General features: G+C 72.4%; 15 protein-coding genes and 1 other RNA gene. 14 read left to right on the forward strand and 2 right to left on the reverse strand.

Features of this window, described 5'->3' with window-relative positions; all coding sequences use genetic code 11:
• From CCN72_RS12610 to CCN72_RS12625, 4 genes are all read left to right on the forward strand, one after another.
• On the forward strand, positions 1-1,026 hold a 1,026-nt coding region (locus CCN72_RS12610; protein WP_107430094.1), incomplete at its 5' end, for a S41 family peptidase.
• A gap of 57 nt (positions 1,027-1,083) precedes the next feature.
• Positions 1,084-1,626 carry an SsrA-binding protein SmpB gene (smpB, locus tag CCN72_RS12615; RefSeq protein ID WP_037651396.1) on the forward strand — a complete coding sequence of 181 codons (543 nt, stop codon included), beginning with the start codon at positions 1,084-1,086 and terminating at the stop codon, positions 1,624-1,626.
• Positions 1,627-1,718: 92 nt separating this feature from the next.
• Positions 1,719-2,087: a transfer-messenger RNA gene (gene ssrA / locus CCN72_RS12620) on the forward strand.
• Between the two features lie 152 nt (positions 2,088-2,239).
• On the forward strand, positions 2,240-2,662 hold the full coding sequence (locus CCN72_RS12625; protein WP_086807610.1) for an ankyrin repeat domain-containing protein: 423 nt from the start codon (positions 2,240-2,242) through the stop codon (positions 2,660-2,662).
• A gap of 1 nt (position 2,663) precedes the next feature.
• Here the strand turns inward: CCN72_RS12625 and CCN72_RS12630 are convergent, their stop codons facing one another.
• Positions 2,664-3,488 carry a class I SAM-dependent methyltransferase gene (locus CCN72_RS12630; protein WP_086807611.1) on the reverse strand — a complete coding sequence of 275 codons (825 nt, stop codon included), beginning with the start codon at positions 3,486-3,488 and terminating at the stop codon, positions 2,664-2,666.
• 205 nt (positions 3,489-3,693) lie between these two features.
• On the opposite strand from CCN72_RS12630, the gene CCN72_RS12635 reads away from it, so the two are divergent.
• From CCN72_RS12635 to CCN72_RS12655, 5 genes are all read left to right on the forward strand, one after another.
• A complete protein-coding gene (locus CCN72_RS12635) occupies positions 3,694-5,106 on the forward strand; it encodes an FAD-binding oxidoreductase (RefSeq protein WP_208637990.1) in 1,413 nt (470 codons plus the stop codon).
• Between the two features lie 105 nt (positions 5,107-5,211).
• Entirely contained in the window at positions 5,212-5,775 is a 564-nt protein-coding gene (locus CCN72_RS12640) for a CGNR zinc finger domain-containing protein (RefSeq protein ID WP_086807612.1), read from the forward strand.
• Positions 5,776-5,914: 139 nt separating this feature from the next.
• Positions 5,915-8,269, forward strand: coding sequence for a HelD family protein (locus tag CCN72_RS12645; RefSeq protein WP_086807613.1), 2,355 nt, complete (start codon positions 5,915-5,917; stop codon positions 8,267-8,269).
• A gap of 369 nt (positions 8,270-8,638) precedes the next feature.
• A complete protein-coding gene (locus CCN72_RS12650) occupies positions 8,639-10,054 on the forward strand; it encodes an NAD-dependent malic enzyme (protein WP_037651408.1) in 1,416 nt (471 codons plus the stop codon).
• A gap of 309 nt (positions 10,055-10,363) precedes the next feature.
• The gene (locus CCN72_RS12655; protein ID WP_014673024.1) at positions 10,364-10,645 is read left to right on the forward strand and encodes an HU family DNA-binding protein; all 282 of its coding nucleotides are present in this window, start codon (positions 10,364-10,366) and stop codon (positions 10,643-10,645) included.
• A gap of 205 nt (positions 10,646-10,850) precedes the next feature.
• On the opposite strand, the gene murA is transcribed toward CCN72_RS12655, so the two are convergent.
• Positions 10,851-12,191 (reverse strand): UDP-N-acetylglucosamine 1-carboxyvinyltransferase, encoded by a 1,341-nt coding sequence (gene murA, locus CCN72_RS12660; protein ID WP_085564978.1) that lies wholly within the window; start codon positions 12,189-12,191, stop codon positions 10,851-10,853.
• 271 nt (positions 12,192-12,462) lie between these two features.
• Between murA and CCN72_RS12665 the strand changes: the two genes are divergently transcribed.
• The 5 genes from CCN72_RS12665 to CCN72_RS40440 all read left to right on the forward strand — a co-directional run.
• A complete protein-coding gene (locus tag CCN72_RS12665; RefSeq protein ID WP_085564977.1) occupies positions 12,463-13,035 on the forward strand; it encodes a YqgE/AlgH family protein in 573 nt (190 codons plus the stop codon).
• Between the two features lie 29 nt (positions 13,036-13,064).
• Positions 13,065-13,358 carry a DUF3039 domain-containing protein gene (locus CCN72_RS12670; RefSeq protein WP_037651876.1) on the forward strand — a complete coding sequence of 98 codons (294 nt, stop codon included), beginning with the start codon at positions 13,065-13,067 and terminating at the stop codon, positions 13,356-13,358.
• Between the two features lie 189 nt (positions 13,359-13,547).
• Positions 13,548-15,245 carry a beta-N-acetylhexosaminidase gene (locus CCN72_RS12675; protein WP_086807615.1) on the forward strand — a complete coding sequence of 566 codons (1,698 nt, stop codon included), beginning with the start codon at positions 13,548-13,550 and terminating at the stop codon, positions 15,243-15,245.
• Positions 15,246-15,538: 293 nt separating this feature from the next.
• A complete protein-coding gene (locus CCN72_RS12680; RefSeq protein WP_086807616.1) occupies positions 15,539-16,432 on the forward strand; it encodes an FAD binding domain-containing protein in 894 nt (297 codons plus the stop codon).
• Positions 16,429-18,168 (forward strand): DNA polymerase III subunit gamma/tau domain-containing protein (locus CCN72_RS40440; RefSeq protein ID WP_483027274.1); only part of this gene is annotated, 1,740 nt, incomplete at its 3' end. The genes CCN72_RS12680 and CCN72_RS40440, both read left to right, overlap by 4 nt.

The following is an 18,168-nucleotide window of genomic DNA, read 5'->3' on the forward strand; positions in this document are numbered from 1 at the left end:
ACGGTGCCCGTGGGCGCCGTCCGCAAGGAGGACGTACGGGAGGCCGCCGCCCGCGCGATGGCCGACGGCACGTCCCCGATGGAGGCCGCCGAGCGGGCCGTCAGCCGCAGCGGCGACCGCTGGGGCGCCGTCTACTCCGAGGGCGAGTACCAGGAGTTCCAGGACTCCCTCGACGGCCGCTACACCGGCGTCGGCCTCTCCGCGGCGCGCGAACAGGACGGCCGTATCGAGGTCACCGGGGTGCGGCCGGGCTCGCCCGCCGCCGCGGCCGGCATCCGCACCGGCGACCGGCTGCGCAGCGTCGACGGCGCCCGCGCGGACGGCCTCCCGGTCACCGAGGTGGTCTCCCGGCTGCGCGGTGACGCCGACGACGCGCCCGCCGGTACGACCGTCATCCTCGGCCTCCAGCGCGGCACCCGCGCCTGGTCCGAGACCCTGCGCCGGGCGACCCTGACCACCGACTCGGTCAGTGTCCGCAGGCTGTCGGCGCGGGCCACCCTGATCAGGATCGCCGCCTTCACCAAGGGCACCGGCGCCCAGGTCCGCGAGGCGCTGCGGGCCGCCCCGCCCGGCGACGGGATCGTGCTGGACCTGCGCGGCAACTCCGGCGGCCTGGTCACCGAGGCCGTGGCCACCGCCTCCGCCTTCCTCGACGGCGGCCTGGTCGCCACCTATGACGTCGACGGCGCCCCGCGCGCCCTGCACGCCACGCCCGGCGGGGACACCGCCCGCCCCCTGGTCGCCCTGGTCGACGGCGGCACCATGAGCGCGGCCGAGCTGCTCACCGGCGCCCTCCAGGACCGCGGCCGCGCGGTCGTGATCGGCTCCCGCACCTTCGGCAAGGGCTCCATCCAGATGCCGACGAACCTCCCCGACGGCTCGGTGGCCGAGCTGACCGTGGGCCACTACCGCACCCCGTCCGGGCACGCGGTCGACGGCCGGGGCATCACACCCGACCTGGAGGCCGGGGACGGCGTACTGCAACGCGCCGAGACCGTGCTCACCGGTCTGGGCGACGCCGAATAAGGGCTGGCCCCGAGCCCCCCGCGTAGTGCGAAAATGGACGGCACTATGAGCAAGGGAATGTACGTACCCAAGGAGTCCCAGCCCAAGCAGGGCGGCGGGGCGGGCAAGGCCAGGGACGGCGAGAAGGGCGGCAAGCGCAAGATCGTCGCCCAGAACAAGAAGGCCCGGCACGACTACGCGATCATCGACACCTACGAGGCCGGGATCGTGCTCACCGGCACCGAGGTCAAGTCGCTGCGCGAGGGCCGGACCTCGCTGACGGACGGCTTCGTCCACATCGACCGGGGTGAGGCGTGGCTGCACAACGCCCACATCCCCGAGTATCACCAGGGCAGCTGGACCAACCACTCCGCGCGCCGCAAGCGCAAGCTGCTGCTGCACCGCGAGGAGATCGACAAGCTGGAGTCCAAGGCCCAGGAGACCGGTCACACCATCGTGCCGCTCGCCCTGTACTTCCGGGACGGCCGCGCGAAGGCCGAGATCGCGCTCGCCCGGGGCAAGAAGGAGTACGACAAGCGGCAGACCCTGCGGGAGAAGCAGGACCGGCGTGAGTCGGACCGTGCCATCGCCGCGGCGAAGCGGAGGCAGCGCGGCGTGTAGGGCGGGAATACGGTGGCACGGAGCCGCGTTGTTCCCGTACGATGGCGGCAGCATCGGACGTGAGCCCGGTGCGCACCTTGAAAAAACAACATGGGGATGATCGGTTTCGACAGCGGATGTCGAAGCAGGGGAAGCGTGTCGAGGAAGCGGCCATGATCTCGTAAACCACAGGCCGAAAACAATAATCGCCAACACCAAGCGCGATTCCTTCGCCCTCGCTGCCTAAGTAGCGACTTGCGAAGTGTCAGCCCGGGGCTGTTCCCGACCCGGATCCTGGCATCAGCTAGGGGACTAAACCTTGATCCCGGTCACGGGGTGAAGAGGGAAATCAAACAGTGACTGAGCCCGTCGGCGACTTGTTCGCGTGATCGCCGGGGCTGAGAAAATCACAGCGAACTGCACACGGAGAAGCCCTGATTCCGCACCGTTGGACGCGGGTTCGATTCCCGCCATCTCCACGAACCTCCTCCGGGAGGTAACCCCATGTGGGCAAAGGCCCCGTCGCTTCACGCGGCGGGGCCTTTGTCATGCGCCTTTATCGCAGGCAGCGCTTTAGCGCCGGCACCGCTTTATCGCAGGCACCGCCCGGCGGTCGGCCGCTACCGTTGCCCCCATGAATCAGCGGCGACGCAAGAAGCTCTCCCGACGCCTGTTCACCGCGATCCTGATGGGGGACGCGGGCGGTGTGAGGGCGGCCCTGCGCTCCGGTGCCGATCCCGCGGGCGCCGACGGCGACGGCACCACCCCCCTCTACACGGCGTCGGTGAACGGCGAGGCCGAGATCGCCCTGCTCCTGCTGACGGCCGGCGCCCGCCCCGACACCGAGAGTGCCGGGCCGGGGGCGGAGGGGACGCCGTTGTGCGCGGCGGCGTGCTGGGGCCATACCGAGACGGTGCGCGCGCTGCTGGCCCATGGCGCCGACCCGAATCTCCGCGAGGATCACGGCACCGGCCGTACGCCTCTCGAATGGGCGCTGCTCGGCCCGTACCCCGAGACCGCCGACCGTCTGACCGCAGCCGGAGCCGCAGCCGTATGAGTCAGACCGCCCGAGCGAGCCGCGCCGAGGCCAGGTGCACCGTGAACCCGCAGGGCACGATGCCGTCCGGCGTGACCAGGTCCGCGACCTCGGTGAGAAAGTCCCGATGGAGCCGGGCGACGGCGTCCTCCGCCATCGGCGCGAGATCGTAGAGCCCGGACATGGACTCCCACACCTGCTCCAGGGTCCCGCCGATGTCGATGGGCACGGTCTCCCACTCGACCTCCCCGAACCCCACCGGACGCAGCACTTCCTCAAGCCCTTCCCGGCTGCGCGCCCGCTTGTCCCCCAACGCGGGGATGCGCGCGGTGGTTTCCTCGCCCGCGCGCCGCAGCAGCCGCACGAACCGCTCGTACGCCTCCCCGCCGACCGCCCCGCCGCCCATCACGCACGCGAGCACCCCACCCGGTGCGAGGACCCGCGCCACCTCGGCCGCGACCTGCTCGATGTCGCCCATGAGCATCAGCGCGAGATGGGAGACGCAGGCGTCGAAACTCCCCTCGGCGAAGGGCAGTTCCTGCGCCCGCCCGGTGTGCAGCCGTGCCGCAGAGAGCGCCGGCCGCAGCCGGGCGAGGGCCAGCGACCGGGGCGAGAGGTCCACCCCGGCCAGCTCCCTGCCGCCGTCCCGGGCGAGCAGTTCGAGCAACAGCCCGTCCCCGCAACCGAGATCGAGCACCCGCCGGTGCCCGGCCACCCGGTCGCGCAGCAGCTCGTAACTGGACCGCCCGTCCGGCCCCCGCCCCCGCCCGAACGCCTCGGCGGTCACGGCGGGCCGGACGGCGTGAAAGGCCCGGAGGAACTCCTCCTGCACGGCGCTGTTCGTCACCCCCCGACCCTACGGCTCCCCGTGCCGCCCTCGGCCCCGGCGAGCGAAACCCGATGGCGGTCTCGGGAGCCCACCCCCGACCAAGACATCGCTCGGGCCGTCCGCTCCTGTGGCCGGGCGCCCGGCGTGCGAAGACCCCGCCCCGGGCGGACAATGTTTGCGGCGTTTGGCAGGGGTTCCGCTGCGCGAACCGAGGTGTTCGGCCATGAGCGTCATCGACGAGACCGCTCTGGACATTCTGCGGGGGGCTCTGCGGGGAGGCGTCGTAGGACCGGGGGATCCCGGGTACGACCGGGCCCGCGGCATCTACAACGCCATGATCGACCGGCGCCCCGCCGCGTTCGCGCGGTGCGTGGACGTGGCGGACGTACGGACCGCGCTCGCCTTCGCACGGGACAACGGCGTGGCGACGGCCGTACGCGGGGGCGGGCACAGCGGACCGGGGCTGTGCCTGGTGGACGGCGCGCTCACCCTGGATCTGTCGCCCATGCGCTGGGTGCACATCGACCCGGAGGCCCGGACGGCCCGGGTCGGCGGGGGGAGCCGGCTCGGTGATCTCGATCACGCGGCGCACACCTTCGGGCTGGGGGTGCCCTCGGGGATCATGTCGACCACCGGGGTCGGCGGGCTCACCCTCGGCGGTGGCCACGGACATCTCACCCGCCGTTACGGCCTGACCATCGACAGCCTGCTCGCCGCGGACGTGGTGCTCGCCGACGGGAGTTTCGTCACCGCCTCCGTCGACCAGCACCCCGATCTGTTCTGGGCGCTGCGGGGCGGCGGCGGGAACTTCGGCGTCGTCACGTCCTTCGCCTTCCGGCTGCACCCGGTGGATGCCGTCGGGGTCGCGATCACCCTCTGGCCCGTCGACCAGGTGCGTGAAGTGCTGTGCTGGTACCGGGAGTTCCTGCCCGGCGCGCCGGAGGAGCTGAGCGGGTTCTTCGCGCTGCTGACGGTCCCGCCCGGACCGCCGTTCCCCGAGCCGCTGCACGGAAGGAAGATGTGCGGGGTGGTGTGGTGCCACACGCCGGCGCACCCCGGGACGGCCCCGGAGGAGGAGCGGGCGCGGCTGGAGAAGGCCGTCGCCGCCGTGGCCGCCGCCGGGCCGCCCGCCTTCCACTTCACCACGGTCATGCCCTACCCCGCCCTCCAGACCATGTTCGACCAGCTGCTGCCCACGGGGCTCCAGTGGTACTGGCGCGGGGACTTCTTCGACGCCATCTCCGACGACGCCATCGCCGTGCACGAGAAGTACGGCCAGAACCTCCCCACCGGCCTGTCCACCATGCACCTGTACCCGGTGGACGGAGCGGCCCACCGACCCGGCCCCGACGAGACGGCCTGGGCCTACCGGGACGCCCTGTGGTCCGGCGTCATCGCGGGCATCGACCCGGACCCCGCCAACGCCGCCCTGCTCCGCCGCTGGTGCGTCGACTACTGGACCGATCTGCACCCGCACTCCATGGGCGGCGGCTACCTCAACTTCCTGGGCGAGGAAGAGCCCACCGACCGCGTACGGGCCACCTACCGCGACAACTACGACCGACTGGCCGAGGTCAAACACACCTACGACCCGGCCAACTTCTTCCGGGCCAACCAGAACATCCCGCCGGCCTGAGCACGACCGGCCCCCGTGCGGGGGGTTCCGGGGAAGCGGTCGGACGGGCACTGTGGGAGCAAGGTGGCTGTACGACTCCCCGTATGCCTAGGCGGTGACAGGCACATGGCGCTGCGGTTCGATGCCGGACGGGTTTGTCTGGATCTGTTGGCGACCGGTCATCCAGGTGAACGGCTCGACTCCGTCCGGGCGTTGTGCGGCTGGATCGAGGAGGCCGGGCTGGTGCCGGCCGGCACGGGGCTCGGGCACGCCGACGAGACCTGGGTGGTGCGGTTCAGGGAAGTGCGGGAGGACATAGGGCAGTTGGTGCGGCGCGGCGGCGGGACGGTGTCGTACGCGAGGGCGCTCGGACGGGTCAACGAGGCGGCCCGGGGGACACCGCCGGTGCCCTGTGCCGTACGGCACGGCGACGGGCTGCTCGTCCGGGAGCTGGTCGCGCCGCCCGGACCCGGGGCCCTGCTCGCGCTCCTCGCCCGGGACGCCGTGGAGCTGCTCACCGACCCCGTCGCCCGGGCCGCCCTTCGCGAGTGCGAGGGGGACAACTGCCCGCTCCTCTACCTCGACACCTCCCGGGGCCGCCGCCGGCGCTGGTGCTCCAGCGAGGTCTGCGGCAACCGCGAACGGGTGGCTCGCCACCGCCGCCGGGCGGCCGCCCTGACCCGCGCGTGAGCCCTGCGGCCCGCGCGTCCGCCGCCGGCACCCTCACATACAAGATCGCCGTATCCGGCAAAGCGCCCGGGTCCCGTAGCCTCGCCCGCCTCCTTTCGCGTACGGTTGACGGCTGCCCAGCACGTCAGAAGGGGGCCCGGTGGCCGCTCAGGTTCAGCATTCCGCGGTCGGCTCGGAACACGACGCACAGGACTCCGTGCGCGACCGAGAGATCAGCGTCGAACAGGCACATCTGGACCGGGTGTACCGGCGGCTGGAGGAGAAGATCCACGAGGCCGAGTTCCTGATGAACGACGCGGCCCAGCGGGGCCAGGTCGGCACCCCCGGCGCGCTCGCCGAGCGGGACGCGCAGGTCTTCCGCGCCGGTGTCCACCTGAACCGGCTCAACAACGAGTTCGAGGACTTCCTGTTCGGGCGCATCGACCTGCTGCTCGGCAAGGACGGCAAGAAGGGGCCCGACGGGGCCTACACGGCGGTCGAGCCGGCCGAGGGCGCCGTGCGCGAGGACGACACCGCCGACATCGCCGAAACCCTGCACATCGGGCGGATCGGCGTCCTCGACGCGGACTACGCCCCGCTCGTCATCGACTGGCGCGCCCCCGCCGCCGCGCCCTTCTACCGGGCCACCCCCGTGGAGCCCGGACGGGTGGTGCGCCGGCGTGTCATCCGGTCCAAGGGACGCCGGGTGCTCGGCGTCGAGGACGACCTGATGCGACCCGCGCTCACCGCCTACCTCGACGGCCAAGAACTGCCCGTCATCGGCGACGGCGCCCTGATGGCCGCCCTCGGCCAGGCCCGCGGCCACACCATGCGGGACATCGTCTCCTCCATCCAGGCCGAGCAGGACCTCGTCATCCGGGCCCCCGCCGCCTCGATCACATACGTGGAGGGCGGCCCCGGCACCGGCAAGACCGCCGTCGCCCTGCACCGCGCCGCCTACCTGCTCTACCAGGACCGCAGGCGGTACGCGGGCGGCATCCTGATCGTCTCCCCGACCCCGCTGCTCGTCGCCTACACCGAGGGCGTGCTGCCCTCGCTCGGCGAGGAGGGCCAGGTCGCGATCCGGGCGATCGGCTCGCTGGTCGACGGCGTGACGGCGACGCTGTACGACTCCCCGTCCGTGGCCCGCGCCAAGGGCTCGTACCGGATGCTGAAGGTGCTGCGGAAGGCCGCCAGGGGAGCCCTGGAGCTGGGCGCCGCCGCCCCCACGGGCCACGAGGAGGACGACGACGACACGCCGCGTCCCGTCGACCCCACCCGGCTGCGTGTCGTCGCCTTCGGCCGCCGGCTCGAACTGGAGGCCGAGGAGCTGGACCGCATCCGCCATACGGCCCTCGGCGGCACCGCCCCCGTCAACCTGCTGCGCCCGCGCGCCCGCAAGCTGCTGCTGGACGCCCTGTGGGCGAAGTCCGGCGCCGGGTCCCGGCACACCGACCCGGAGCTGGCCGCCGAGCTGCGCTCCTCCTTCGACGAGGACATCACCGGCGAGGACGCCTTCATCGGCTTCCTGGACGCCTGGTGGCCGGAGCTGACCCCGGCGCGGGTGCTCGACGCCATGGCCGACGAGAAGCGGCTCGGCCGCTGGGCGCGCCGGATCCTCAACCCGGGCGAGGTGCGCAAGGTGGCCCGTTCGCTCAAGCGCGACGGCCGCACGGTGCACGACATCGCCCTGCTGGACGAGCTCCAGGCGATCCTCGGCGTCCCCGCCCGGCCCCGCAGGAAGCGGGAGCTCGACCCGCTGGACCAGCTCACCGGTCTGGAGGAGCTGATGCCGGTGCGCGAGGAGACCCAGCGGGAGCGGGCCGAGCGGCTGGCGCAGGAGCGCACCGAGTACGCGCACGTCATCGTGGACGAGGCGCAGGACCTCACCCCGATGCAGTGGCGGATGGTCGGCCGCCGCGGCCGGCACGCCACCTGGACGGTCGTCGGGGACCCGGCCCAGTCCTCCTGGTCCGACCCGGACGAGGCGGCCGAGGCCCGGGACGAGGCTCTGGGCAGCCGCCCCAGGCGCCGCTTCCAGCTCACCGTGAACTACCGCAACCCCGCCGAGATCGCCGAGCTGGCCGCCCGGGTGCTCGCGCTCGCCATGCCCGGCTCCGAGTCGCCCCGCGCCGTACGCTCCACCGGTGTCGCGCCGCGCTTCACCGTCGTACAGGAGTCCCTCCAGGCCACCGTGCGGGCCGAGGCGGAGCGGCTGCTGGACCTGGTGGACGGCACGGTCGGCGTGGTCGTCGCGATGAACCGGCGCGAGGAGGCGAGACGTTGGCTCGCCGGGCTCGGCGACCGGGTGGTGGCGCTCGGCAGCCTGGAGGCCAAGGGACTGGAGTACGACGCGACGGTCGTCGTCTCGCCCGCGGAGATCGCCGACGAGTCCCCGGCCGGGCTGCGCGTGCTCTACGTGGCGCTCACCCGGGCGACCCAGCAGCTCACGGTGGTGTCGGGGGAGCGGGACGAGCCGGATCCGGCCGGGGTGCCGGATCTGCTGCGCGACTGAGTTTTCGACGAACTCCCCGCGCGGGGAATGGCATCCGGGATCCGTTTGTTAGCCTGGGTACGGCACCGGCTCGATCCAAGCCCCCGGGCCCAACCTTCGTCCCTTCGAGGGACCACTTGCCGCGAGGCGAGCATGGCGGGTCGGTGTCATCAACGTGGGAGGCCCACGTCACGACAGAGTGACGTGGGCCTCTTTCTTATGCCTGGCGACTCTCGTATGGTGGAAGTCGCTTTCCGAAAACACGCACCAGTCGGTAGCCAGCCATGAACAAAACGTCCGCAACCGAGGGCGACTACCACGTACTGATCGGTAGGTGCGACGATCGGACGGCACAACTTAGCGACACGGTGAAAGCAGAGGAAGTCGGCCATGGCAACGGCGCCCAGCGTCTCCTACTCGATGACCATCCGGCTGGAGGTGCCCGCGAGCGGAACCGCCGTCTCGCAGCTCACCAACGCCGTGGAGTCCTCCGGAGGCTCGGTGACCGGCCTCGACGTCACCGCGTCCGGGCACGAGAAGCTCCGTATCGACGTGACCATCGCGGCCACCTCCACGGCCCACGCCGAGGAGATCGTCGAGAAGCTGCGCGGCATCGAGGGCGTCACCCTCGGCAAGGTCTCCGACCGTACGTTCCTGATGCACCTCGGCGGCAAGATCGAGATGCAGTCCAAGCACCCCATCCGCAACCGCGACGACCTCTCCATGGTCTACACGCCGGGTGTGGCCCGCGTCTGCATGGCGATCGCCGAGAACCCCGAGGACGCCCGCCGCCTCACCATCAAGCGCAACTCGGTTGCGGTCGTGACGGACGGCTCCGCGGTGCTCGGCCTCGGCAACATCGGCCCCAAGGCCGCGCTGCCCGTGATGGAGGGCAAGGCGGCCCTCTTCAAGCGCTTCGCCGGCATCGACGCCTGGCCGCTGTGCCTGGACACCCAGGACACCGACGCGATCGTGGAGATCGTCAAGGCGATCGCCCCCGGCTTCGCGGGCATCAACCTGGAGGACATCTCCGCGCCCCGCTGCTTCGAGATCGAGGCCCGGCTGCGCGAGGCCCTGGACATCCCGGTCTTCCACGACGACCAGCACGGCACCGCCATCGTCGTGCTCGCCGCGCTGACCAACGCGCTGCGCGTCACCGGCAAGGCGATCGAGAACATCCGGATCGTGATGTCCGGCGCCGGCGCGGCCGGTACGGCCATCCTCAAGCTGCTGCTCGCGGCGGGCGCCAAGAACGCCGTCGTCGCCGACATCCACGGTGTGGTGCACGCGGGCCGCGAGGACCTGGTGAACGCCCCGGCCGACTCGCCGCTGCGCTGGATCGCCGACAACACCAACCCGGAGGGCCTCACCGGCACCCTGAAGGAGGCTGTGCGCGGCGCGGACGTCTTCATCGGTGTCTCGGCCCCGAACGTCCTGGACGGCGACGACGTGGCCGCCATGGCGGACGGCGCGATCGTGTTCGCGCTCGCGAACCCGGACCCGGAGGTCGACCCGGCGATCGCCCGCCAGACGGCCGCGGTGGTGGCCACCGGCCGCTCGGACTTCCCCAATCAGATCAACAATGTGCTGGTCTTCCCGGGTGTCTTCCGCGGCCTGTTGGACGCGCAGTCCCGTACCGTCAACACCGAGATGATGCTCGCCGCCGCGAAGGCACTCGCCGATGTGGTCAGCGAGGACGAGCTGAACCCCAACTACATCATTCCGAGCGTCTTCAACGACAAGGTCGCGGGCGCTGTCGCCGGCGCGGTCCGCGAGGCCGCCAAGGCGGTCGGCGCAACGGTCTGACCAGGGCGGATCGCCCGATCACGGCGTGTCGCACGGTGCCGGGGGCTGTGAGGATCACCACGGTGGCCCCCCGTACCGGCGCGTCGTGGAACCACCTGACGCCGGGCGCCCTCTAGGGTGACGCCGATCAGGCGCTTTTCGTGTGACTCCCCAGGGTGTTCTCACGACTCCTACGGGTGCCGGATTGGCTTTCCCGCCGCAGGTAGGGGCAGGATGCGTCCCTGGGCGCGAGCGCATCGGCATCGCAGTGCCACGGGCATAACGGCCGCGTGGCACACCCCAACGGCAAGAAAACACGGGAGTAACAACATGAACCGCAGTGAGCTGGTGGCCGCGCTGGCCGACCGTGCCGAGGTGACCCGCAAGGACGCCGACGCCGTGCTGGCCGCGTTCGCCGAGACCGTCGGCGAGATCGTCGCCAAGGGCGACGAGAAGGTCACCATCCCCGGCTTCCTGACCTTCGAGCGCACCCACCGTGCCGCTCGTACCGCGCGCAACCCGCAGACCGGCGAGCCGATCAACATCCCCGCCGGGTTCAGCGTGAAGGTCACCGCGGGCTCCAAGCTCAAGGAAGCGGCCAAGGGCAAGTAAGCGCTCCGCTTTGAGCGCCGGTCCACTGGAGCGCCGTTCGAGGTGAGCGCCGTGGGTGGCTGACAGTCCGTCGTGGCTGGTCGCGCAGTTCCCCGCGCCCCTTTGGGGCGCGGCCCGGTGGGCCGCGCCGAAAGGGCCGACGACGTCAAACAGGGCGGTCCCCCTCCGAGGAGGGGGACCGCCCTGTTTGCTTGTTTGCTCGGGGTCAGCCGAGGGCCTTGCCCGGGAGTTCGACCTTGGCGCCCAGTTCCACGAGCTTCTCCATGAAGTTCTCGTAGCCGCGGTTGATCAGCTCGATGCCGTGGACTCGGGAGGTGCCCTCGGCGGCCAGGGCCGCGATCAGGTAGGAGAAGCCGCCGCGCAGGTCGGGGATGACCAGGTCGGCGCCCTGGAGCCGGGTCGGCCCCGAGACGACCGCGGAGTGCAGGAAGTTGCGCTGGCCGAAGCGGCAGTCGGAGCCGCCCAGGCACTCGCGGTAGAGCTGGATGTGCGCACCCATCTGGTTGAGCGCCGAGGTGAAGCCCAGCCGGGACTCGTAGACCGTCTCGTGGATGATCGACAGGCCCGTGGCCTGGGTGAGCGCCACCACCAGCGGCTGCTGCCAGTCGGTCTGGAAACCGGGGTGCACGTCCGTTTCCAGGGCGATGGACTTCAGCTGGCCGCCCGGGTGCCAGAAGCGGATGCCCTCGTCGTCGATCTCGAAGGCGCCGCCGACCTTGCGGTAGGTGTTCAGGAACGTCATCATCGAGCGCTGCTGGGCGCCGCGGACGTAGATGTTGCCGCTGGTCGCCAGCGCCGCCGAGGCCCAGGACGCGGCCTCCAGACGGTCCGACAGGGCCCGGTGGGTGTAGCCGCCGAGCTGGTCCACACCGGTGATGCGGATGGTCCGGTCGGTGTCCATCGCGATGATCGCGCCCATCTTCTGCAACACGCAGATGAGGTCCTCGATCTCCGGCTCGACGGCCGCGTTGGACAGCTCCGTGACGCCCTCGGCCAGTACGGCCGTCAGCAGCACCTGCTCGGTCGCGCCCACCGACGGGTACGGCAGCGTGATCTTCGTACCGCGCAGGCCCTTCGGCGCCTCCAGGTACTGCCCGTCCGCGCGCTTCTCGATGGTCGCGCCGAACTGCCGCAGCACGTCGAAGTGGAAGTCGATGGGCCGGCCGCCGATGTCGCAGCCGCCGAGGCCGGGGATGAACGCGTGCCCGAGCCGGTGCAGCAGCGGGCCGCAGAACAGGATCGGGATACGGCTGGAACCGGCGTGGGCATCGATGTCGGCCACGTTGGCGCTCTCGACGCGCGTCGGGTCGAGCACCAGCTCGCCCGGCTCCTCACCCGGACGGACCGTCACCCCGTGCAGCTGGAGCAGCCCGCGCACGACGCGCACGTCACGGATGTCCGGAACATTGCGCAGCCGGCTCGGCGCGCTGCCGAGCAGCGCGGCGACCATGGCCTTCGGCACGAGGTTCTTCGCACCGCGGACACGGATCTCGCCCTCAAGCGGGTTTCCGCCGTGGACAAGCAGGACATCGTCGTTGACGGTCATGAATCTCGCGTTCCGATCAGATGGGCATGGGGGCCGCCGATCACGGGCGGGCCGTGGGACAGGGTAATCGCCGATCACCCCCCGTCCGTAAGTCCGCGTACCGCCCTGTCACGTCATGGGTGTGTCACAACACGAACCGTTTGCAATCGGATACACGGGGTCACCGATCGTGAGCGTGCGCCGGGCCTGCTTCCACGCTCCCTGAGCTGCGTTCACCCGGGCACTCCGATTGGCTCCCCACTCCGGGGGAAGATGCGGGATCATGTCTGGCATGACCGAGGTGTCCTCGCTCACAGGGCGGCTGCTCGTGGCCACCCCCGTCCTGGCGGACCCGAACTTCGACCGCGCGGTGGTGCTCCTCCTCGACCACGACGAGGAGGGTTCCCTCGGCGTCGTCCTCAACCGCCCCACCCCGGTGGGCGTCGGCGACATCCTGGAGGGCTGGGCCGAGCTGACCGGCGAGCCCGGCGTCGTCTTCCAGGGCGGGCCGGTCTCGCTGGACTCCGCGCTCGGCGTGGCGGTCATCCCGGGCGGGGCGAACGGAGAAGAGGCCCCGCTGGGCTGGCGGCGGGTGCACGGCGCGATCGGCCTGGTCGACCTGGAGGCACCGCCCGAGCTGCTCGCCCCGGCCGTCGGCTCGCTGCGGATCTTCGCCGGGTACGCCGGCTGGGGGCCCGGCCAGCTGGAGGAGGAGCTGGCCGAAGGTGCCTGGTACGTGGTGGAGTCCGAGCCCGGTGACGTGTCCTCGCCGGAGCCCGAACGGCTGTGGCGCGAGGTGCTGCGCCGCCAGCGCAGCGAACTGGCGATGGTGGCCACGTATCCGGACGACCCTTCGCTCAACTGATGCCCGGCCGCTTCAGTACCCTGGGCAATATGAGCACTCTTGAGCCCGAGCGCGGGACTGGTACGGGGACCCTCGTAGAGCCGACGCCGCAGGTGTCCCACGGCGACGGCGACCACGAGCGCTACGCCCACTACGTCCAGAAGGACAAGATCATGGCGAGCGCCCTCGACGGCACCCCCGTCGTGGCGCTGTGCGGCAAGGTCTGGGTGCCGGGCCGCGACCCGAAGAAGTACCCCGTGTGCCCCATGTGCAAGGAGATCTACGAGTCCATGGGCAGCGGCGGCGACAAGGACAAGGGCGGCGACAAGGGCAAGGGCAAGTAAGGCCCCGCCTCCCGTTGTGACCCGCGAGGGCCCCGGCGCGCTTCGGTGTGCGCCGGGGCCCTTTGCATACCCGATTGGTCGAGACCTCTTGTGGGCCGGTTCCGGGGGTCCTAGCCTTCCTGCCGATCGACTGGTTGTGCGGAGCGAAACGGCTGTTGCACAGGGTGCAACGCGGGGCGTGGAGGCCACATGGGTGACATCGGCGGCGGGGAAGCGGCATCGGCCGGGGAGGCGGCGCTGATCCCGGCGCCGGACCGGGTCTCGGTGCCGGGCGGCGCGGCGGCGGGGGCACGCTGTGTGGTCGACACGGACACCGGGATCGAGGCCGCCGAGGGCACCGAACGGGTGGCCCGCTGGCTGCGGTCGACGGTCGGCGCGGCAACCGGGCTGCCCTTCGCGCCGTACCGCGAGGGTGAAAGCCGTATACAGGACGGCCGGGTACGGCTGCGGATCGTGCCCCCGCTCGCGGACGAACTCGGCGGCCCGGAGTCGTACCGGCTGACCGCCGAAAACAGGGTGATCACCCTGGACGGGGCGAGCGAGGCCGGGCTGTTCTGGGCCGCGGGCACCTTCCGGCAGCTGCTCGGACCCGAGGCCTTCCGGCGGGCCCCCGTCAGCGGCCGCGACACCTGGGAGTTCCCCGCGCTCACCGTGCACGACAGCCCCCGGTTCGGCTGGCGCGGGCTGCTGCTCGACGTGGCCCGGCACTTCATGCCCAAGGACGGGGTGCTGCGCTATCTCGATCTGATGGCCGCGCACAAACTCAATGTGCTGCATCTACATCTGACGGACGACCAGGGCTGGCGGATCGAGATCAGGCGCTATCCGAAACTGACCGAGACCGGCTCCTGGCGGGCCCGGACGAAATTCGGTCACCGGGCCTCACCGCTGTGGGAGGAGAAGCCGCACGGGGGTTACTACACCCAGGACGACATCCGGGAGATCGTCGCCTACGCGGCCGAGCGGCATATCACCGTCGTGCCGGAAATCGATGTGCCGGGGCATTCGCAGGCGGCCGTCGCCGCGTATCCGGAACTCGGCAACACCGATGTCGTCGACACCTCCGCGCTCTCCGTCTGGGACACCTGGGGGATCAACTCCAACGTACTGGCCCCCACCGACAACACCCTCCGGTTTTACGAAGGGGTGTTCGAGGAGGTCCTGGAGATGTTCCCGGCACGGTTCATCCACATCGGTGGTGACGAATGCCCGAAGGACCAGTGGCAGAAGTCGTCGGCCGCCCAGGAGCGCATCGCCGCTCTCGGCCTCGCCGACGAGGACCAGCTCCAGTCGTGGTTCGTACGGCATTTCGACACCTGGCTCGGGGCGCGCGGGCGCCGGCTGATCGGCTGGGACGAGATCCTCCAGGGCGGGCTCGCCCCGGGCGCCGCGGTCTCCTCCTGGCGCGGCTACGAGGGCGGGGTCACCGCCGCGCGCGCCGGACACGACGTCGTCATGTGCCCCGAGCAGTACGTGTACCTGGACCACCGGCAGGCCCCCGGCGACGAGGAGCCCGTACCGATCGGTTTCGTGCGCACCCTGGAGGACGTCTACCGCTTCGAACCCGTTCCCGCCGCGCTCACCGAGGCCGAGGCGCGCCATGTGCTCGGCACCCAGGCCAATGTGTGGACCGAGGCCCTGGAGGACGCCCGGCGCGTGGACTACCAGGCGTTTCCCCGGCTCGCCGCGTTCGCGGAGGTCGCCTGGAGCCGGCTGCCCGCGCCCGCGGAGCGGGACTTCGCGGACTTCGAGCGCCGGATGACCGCGCACTACCGGCGACTTGACGCCCTGGGCGTCGCCTACCGGCCACCGACCGGGCCCCGGCCGTGGCAGCGGCGACCCGGTGTGCCGGGCCGCCCGCTCGACGGACCGCCGCCCAACAGGTGATCCCGAACGGCCGGAACCCGCCAGGTGTACCCCAACAGGCCCCCCGTGCAACGCGGATAGAACAGATAGCGGAAAAACCCCGTCAGCTTCACCGAAGAGTGGCAATTCGCGCGCACCGGTGAAGCGGTGCGAAACCGGACCATCTCCTCGGTGAGGTGGGCGAATGCCTCCTAGCGGACCCCCGCGTTCGAGCCTTGCGAAGATGTGCCAGAGTTGCCACGTCCGCCCTGTCAGCACGTACCGTACGGCGCAACAGGCGGGACCAGGTGGGGCAGCGGGAAGGGGCAGCCGGGTTGACCACGCACGCACCGCAGGCGGGGCAGGCCGTCACGCTGCCCACGACGCTGGACGAGGCGGTGGCGGCGCTCGCCGCGATGCCCACCGCGGTCCCGGTCGCGGGCGGCACCGACCTGATGGCCGCCGTCAACTCCGGGCAACTGCGGCCCGCCGCCCTGGTCGGCCTCGGCCGGATCAGCGAGATCCGCGGCTGGCAGTACCAGGACGGGCACGCGCTGCTCGGCGCCGGACTCACCCTCGCGCGCATGGGCCGCCCCGACTTCGCGGCCCTGATCCCGGCGCTCGCCGCCGCCGCGCGCGCCGCGGGCCCGCCGCACATCCGCAACGCGGGCACCCTCGGCGGCAACATCGCCTCCGCCGCGCCCACCGGGGACGCGCTGCCGGTGCTCGCCGCGCTGGAGGCGACGCTGATCGTCGCGGGACCGGGCGGGGCGCGCCGGGAGGTCCCGGTCTCGCACCTGCTGGCGGGCGTGGAGATGCTGGGCGCCGGTGAACTCATCGGCTTCGTGCGGGTGCCGCTGCTGCACGCCCCGCAGGTCTTCCTGAAGGCGACCGGCCGCACCGGACCCGGCCGCGCGCTGGCCTCCGTGGCCCTCGTCCTCGACCCCGCCCGGCGCGGTGTGCGCTGCGCGGTCGGGGCCATCGCGCCGATGCCGCTGCGGCCGCTGGAGGCCGAGCAGTGGGTCGCGCGGCTCATCGACTGGGACAACGACCGCGCGCTCGTCCCCGAGGCGCTCAGCGCCTTCGGCGAGTACGTCGCCGCGGCCTGCATCCCCGACCCGGCGCCGGAGGCGGACGGCACGGTGCCGTCCCTGCCGCCCGCCGTACTGCACCTGCGGCGCACCGTCGCCGCGCTGGCCCGACGAGCACTGGGGAGGGCGCTGTCGTGACCGACGACCGGCACGGAGAGGGCACGCCCGAGGGCGGCGGCCGCTGGAACCCGCTGCCCCAGGGCGACTACGACGACGGCGCCACCGCCTTCGTCAAGCTCCCCGAGGGCGGCATAGACGCCCTGCTGTCCGGCAACAGCCCGCTGGCCGCGCCGGGCCACGGCTATGTGCCGCCGCGCATCCCGGGGGCACCGGCCGAGGGCGGCTGGCCCGCGCCGGAGGGCGGCGCCGCCCAGTGGCCCGACCCGAACGGCGGCCAGGGCGGCGGCCAGTGGCCCGACCCGGACACCGGGCAGGGGGCGACGCAGGGCGGCGACCGCTTCACGTACGACCCCGCGGCCACCCAGCACTGGAACTTCGAGGAGCCCGCGCCCGCCGCGCCCGGCCATGACGTCACCGGTCAGTGGTCCATCCCGGTCGCCGGCGGGGAACTTCCGGACGAATCGGGCGAGTTCACCACGTCGTCCCTGGTGGAGCAGTGGGGCGGCACCCCGCCCGCCACCCTCCCGGGCGGCGCTCCGGCACCCTGGGCCACCAACGCGGGCCAGCCGTGGGGCGACCAGGGAGAGACCGCGCAGGGACCGGACACGTACGGAGCCGGCGAGGCGTACGGTCACGAGACGTACGGCGCCGAGGCCGGAGCGCCCGCCGAGGGCGAGGCGTTCGGCCCCGAGGCCGGTGGCCACGCCGAGGCGTACGACCCCGGGAGCGGCGAATTCCGCGCCGGGCGCGCGCAGAGCACGGCGCAAGGGGTCGGCAGCGCCCGCGCACGCCGCCAGGCCCGCGCCCAGGCCGCGTACGAGCAGTCGGGGGCCGCACCGGGCGGGTACGAGCACACGGGTCCCGAGCAGGCCGCCCAGGGCCCGGCGGGTCACGGACACGCCGGGCAGGAGCAGCCGGGCGCCGCTTACGGCCCTGCCGCCCCTGGGCAGAACGGTCCCGTCCCGGGCGCACACGAGCAGAACGGCCGCGCGCCGGAGCAGAACGGTTCGGCGCCGGGCGCGTACGGCCAGGACACGCTGGGGCACGACGCGTACGAGCAGGGCGGCGCCGGGGAGCCCGCGGTGGCGCCGGGCGCGTACGACACCGGCGTGCATGCGCCAGGCGCGGACGCGCGGGGCGGCTACGAGCAGGGCGGCGCCGAGCGGGTCGAGGCGGCGCCGGGAGCGTACGACCCGTCCGGACACGCGCCGGGCGCGCACGAACTCGGTGGGCCCGCGCAGGGCGCCGACGCACAGGGTGTGTATGAGCAGGGCGGCGCCGATCAGCCGGGGATGGCGCCGGGCGCGCACGACCCCGCCGGGCAGGCACAGGGCGCCGAGGCGCAGGGCGCGTACGGCCAGGGCGGGTACGAGCGGCCTGGGCAGGCGGACGGTGCGGCCGTACCGGGTCCGGACGGGGCCGGGGCGCGGGAGCACGCCGCGCACGGCCAGGACGGCCGGCACGGCCGGGACGGGCGCATAGAGGTCCCGTCCGGCAGGGCCGGACACGGGCACCCGGACGCCGGGCGCGGGCAGGTGCCGCAGGCGGGTCACGCGCCCAGTGGGCACCCTCAGGACAGTGCGCATCCTCAGGATGGTGCGCGTCCTCAGGACGGTGCCGTACCGGGACACGAGCAGGGCGCGCACGAGCAGCTGGGCCACGAACAGGCCGATCACCCCGGTTCGGCGCACCCGGAGCAGGCCCCGGAGACGGGACACGCCCAGCCCGGCGGCCACCCCGCCCCCGCGCACCTC

Source organism: Streptomyces murinus, assembly GCF_002154555.1.
GTDB classification, from domain to species: Bacteria; Actinomycetota; Actinomycetes; order Streptomycetales; family Streptomycetaceae; genus Streptomyces; species Streptomyces murinus.

Coding starts and splice junctions, on each gene's coding strand:
- CCN72_RS12650 (WP_037651408.1), top strand. CDS start 8,639: ATGGCAACGGCGCCCAGCGTCTCCTACTCGATGACCATCCGGCTGGAG.
- CCN72_RS12655 (WP_014673024.1), top strand. CDS start 10,364: ATGAACCGCAGTGAGCTGGTGGCCGCGCTGGCCGACCGTGCCGAGGTG.
- murA (WP_085564978.1), bottom strand. CDS start 12,191: ATGACCGTCAACGACGATGTCCTGCTTGTCCACGGCGGAAACCCGCTT.
- CCN72_RS12640 (WP_086807612.1), top strand. CDS start 5,212: ATGGCGCTGCGGTTCGATGCCGGACGGGTTTGTCTGGATCTGTTGGCG.
- CCN72_RS12625 (WP_086807610.1), top strand. CDS start 2,240: ATGAATCAGCGGCGACGCAAGAAGCTCTCCCGACGCCTGTTCACCGCG.
- CCN72_RS12665 (WP_085564977.1), top strand. CDS start 12,463: ATGACCGAGGTGTCCTCGCTCACAGGGCGGCTGCTCGTGGCCACCCCC.
- CCN72_RS12635 (WP_208637990.1), top strand. CDS start 3,694: ATGAGCGTCATCGACGAGACCGCTCTGGACATTCTGCGGGGGGCTCTG.
- CCN72_RS12675 (WP_086807615.1), top strand. CDS start 13,548: ATGGGTGACATCGGCGGCGGGGAAGCGGCATCGGCCGGGGAGGCGGCG.
- smpB (WP_037651396.1), top strand. CDS start 1,084: ATGTACGTACCCAAGGAGTCCCAGCCCAAGCAGGGCGGCGGGGCGGGC.
- CCN72_RS12670 (WP_037651876.1), top strand. CDS start 13,065: ATGAGCACTCTTGAGCCCGAGCGCGGGACTGGTACGGGGACCCTCGTA.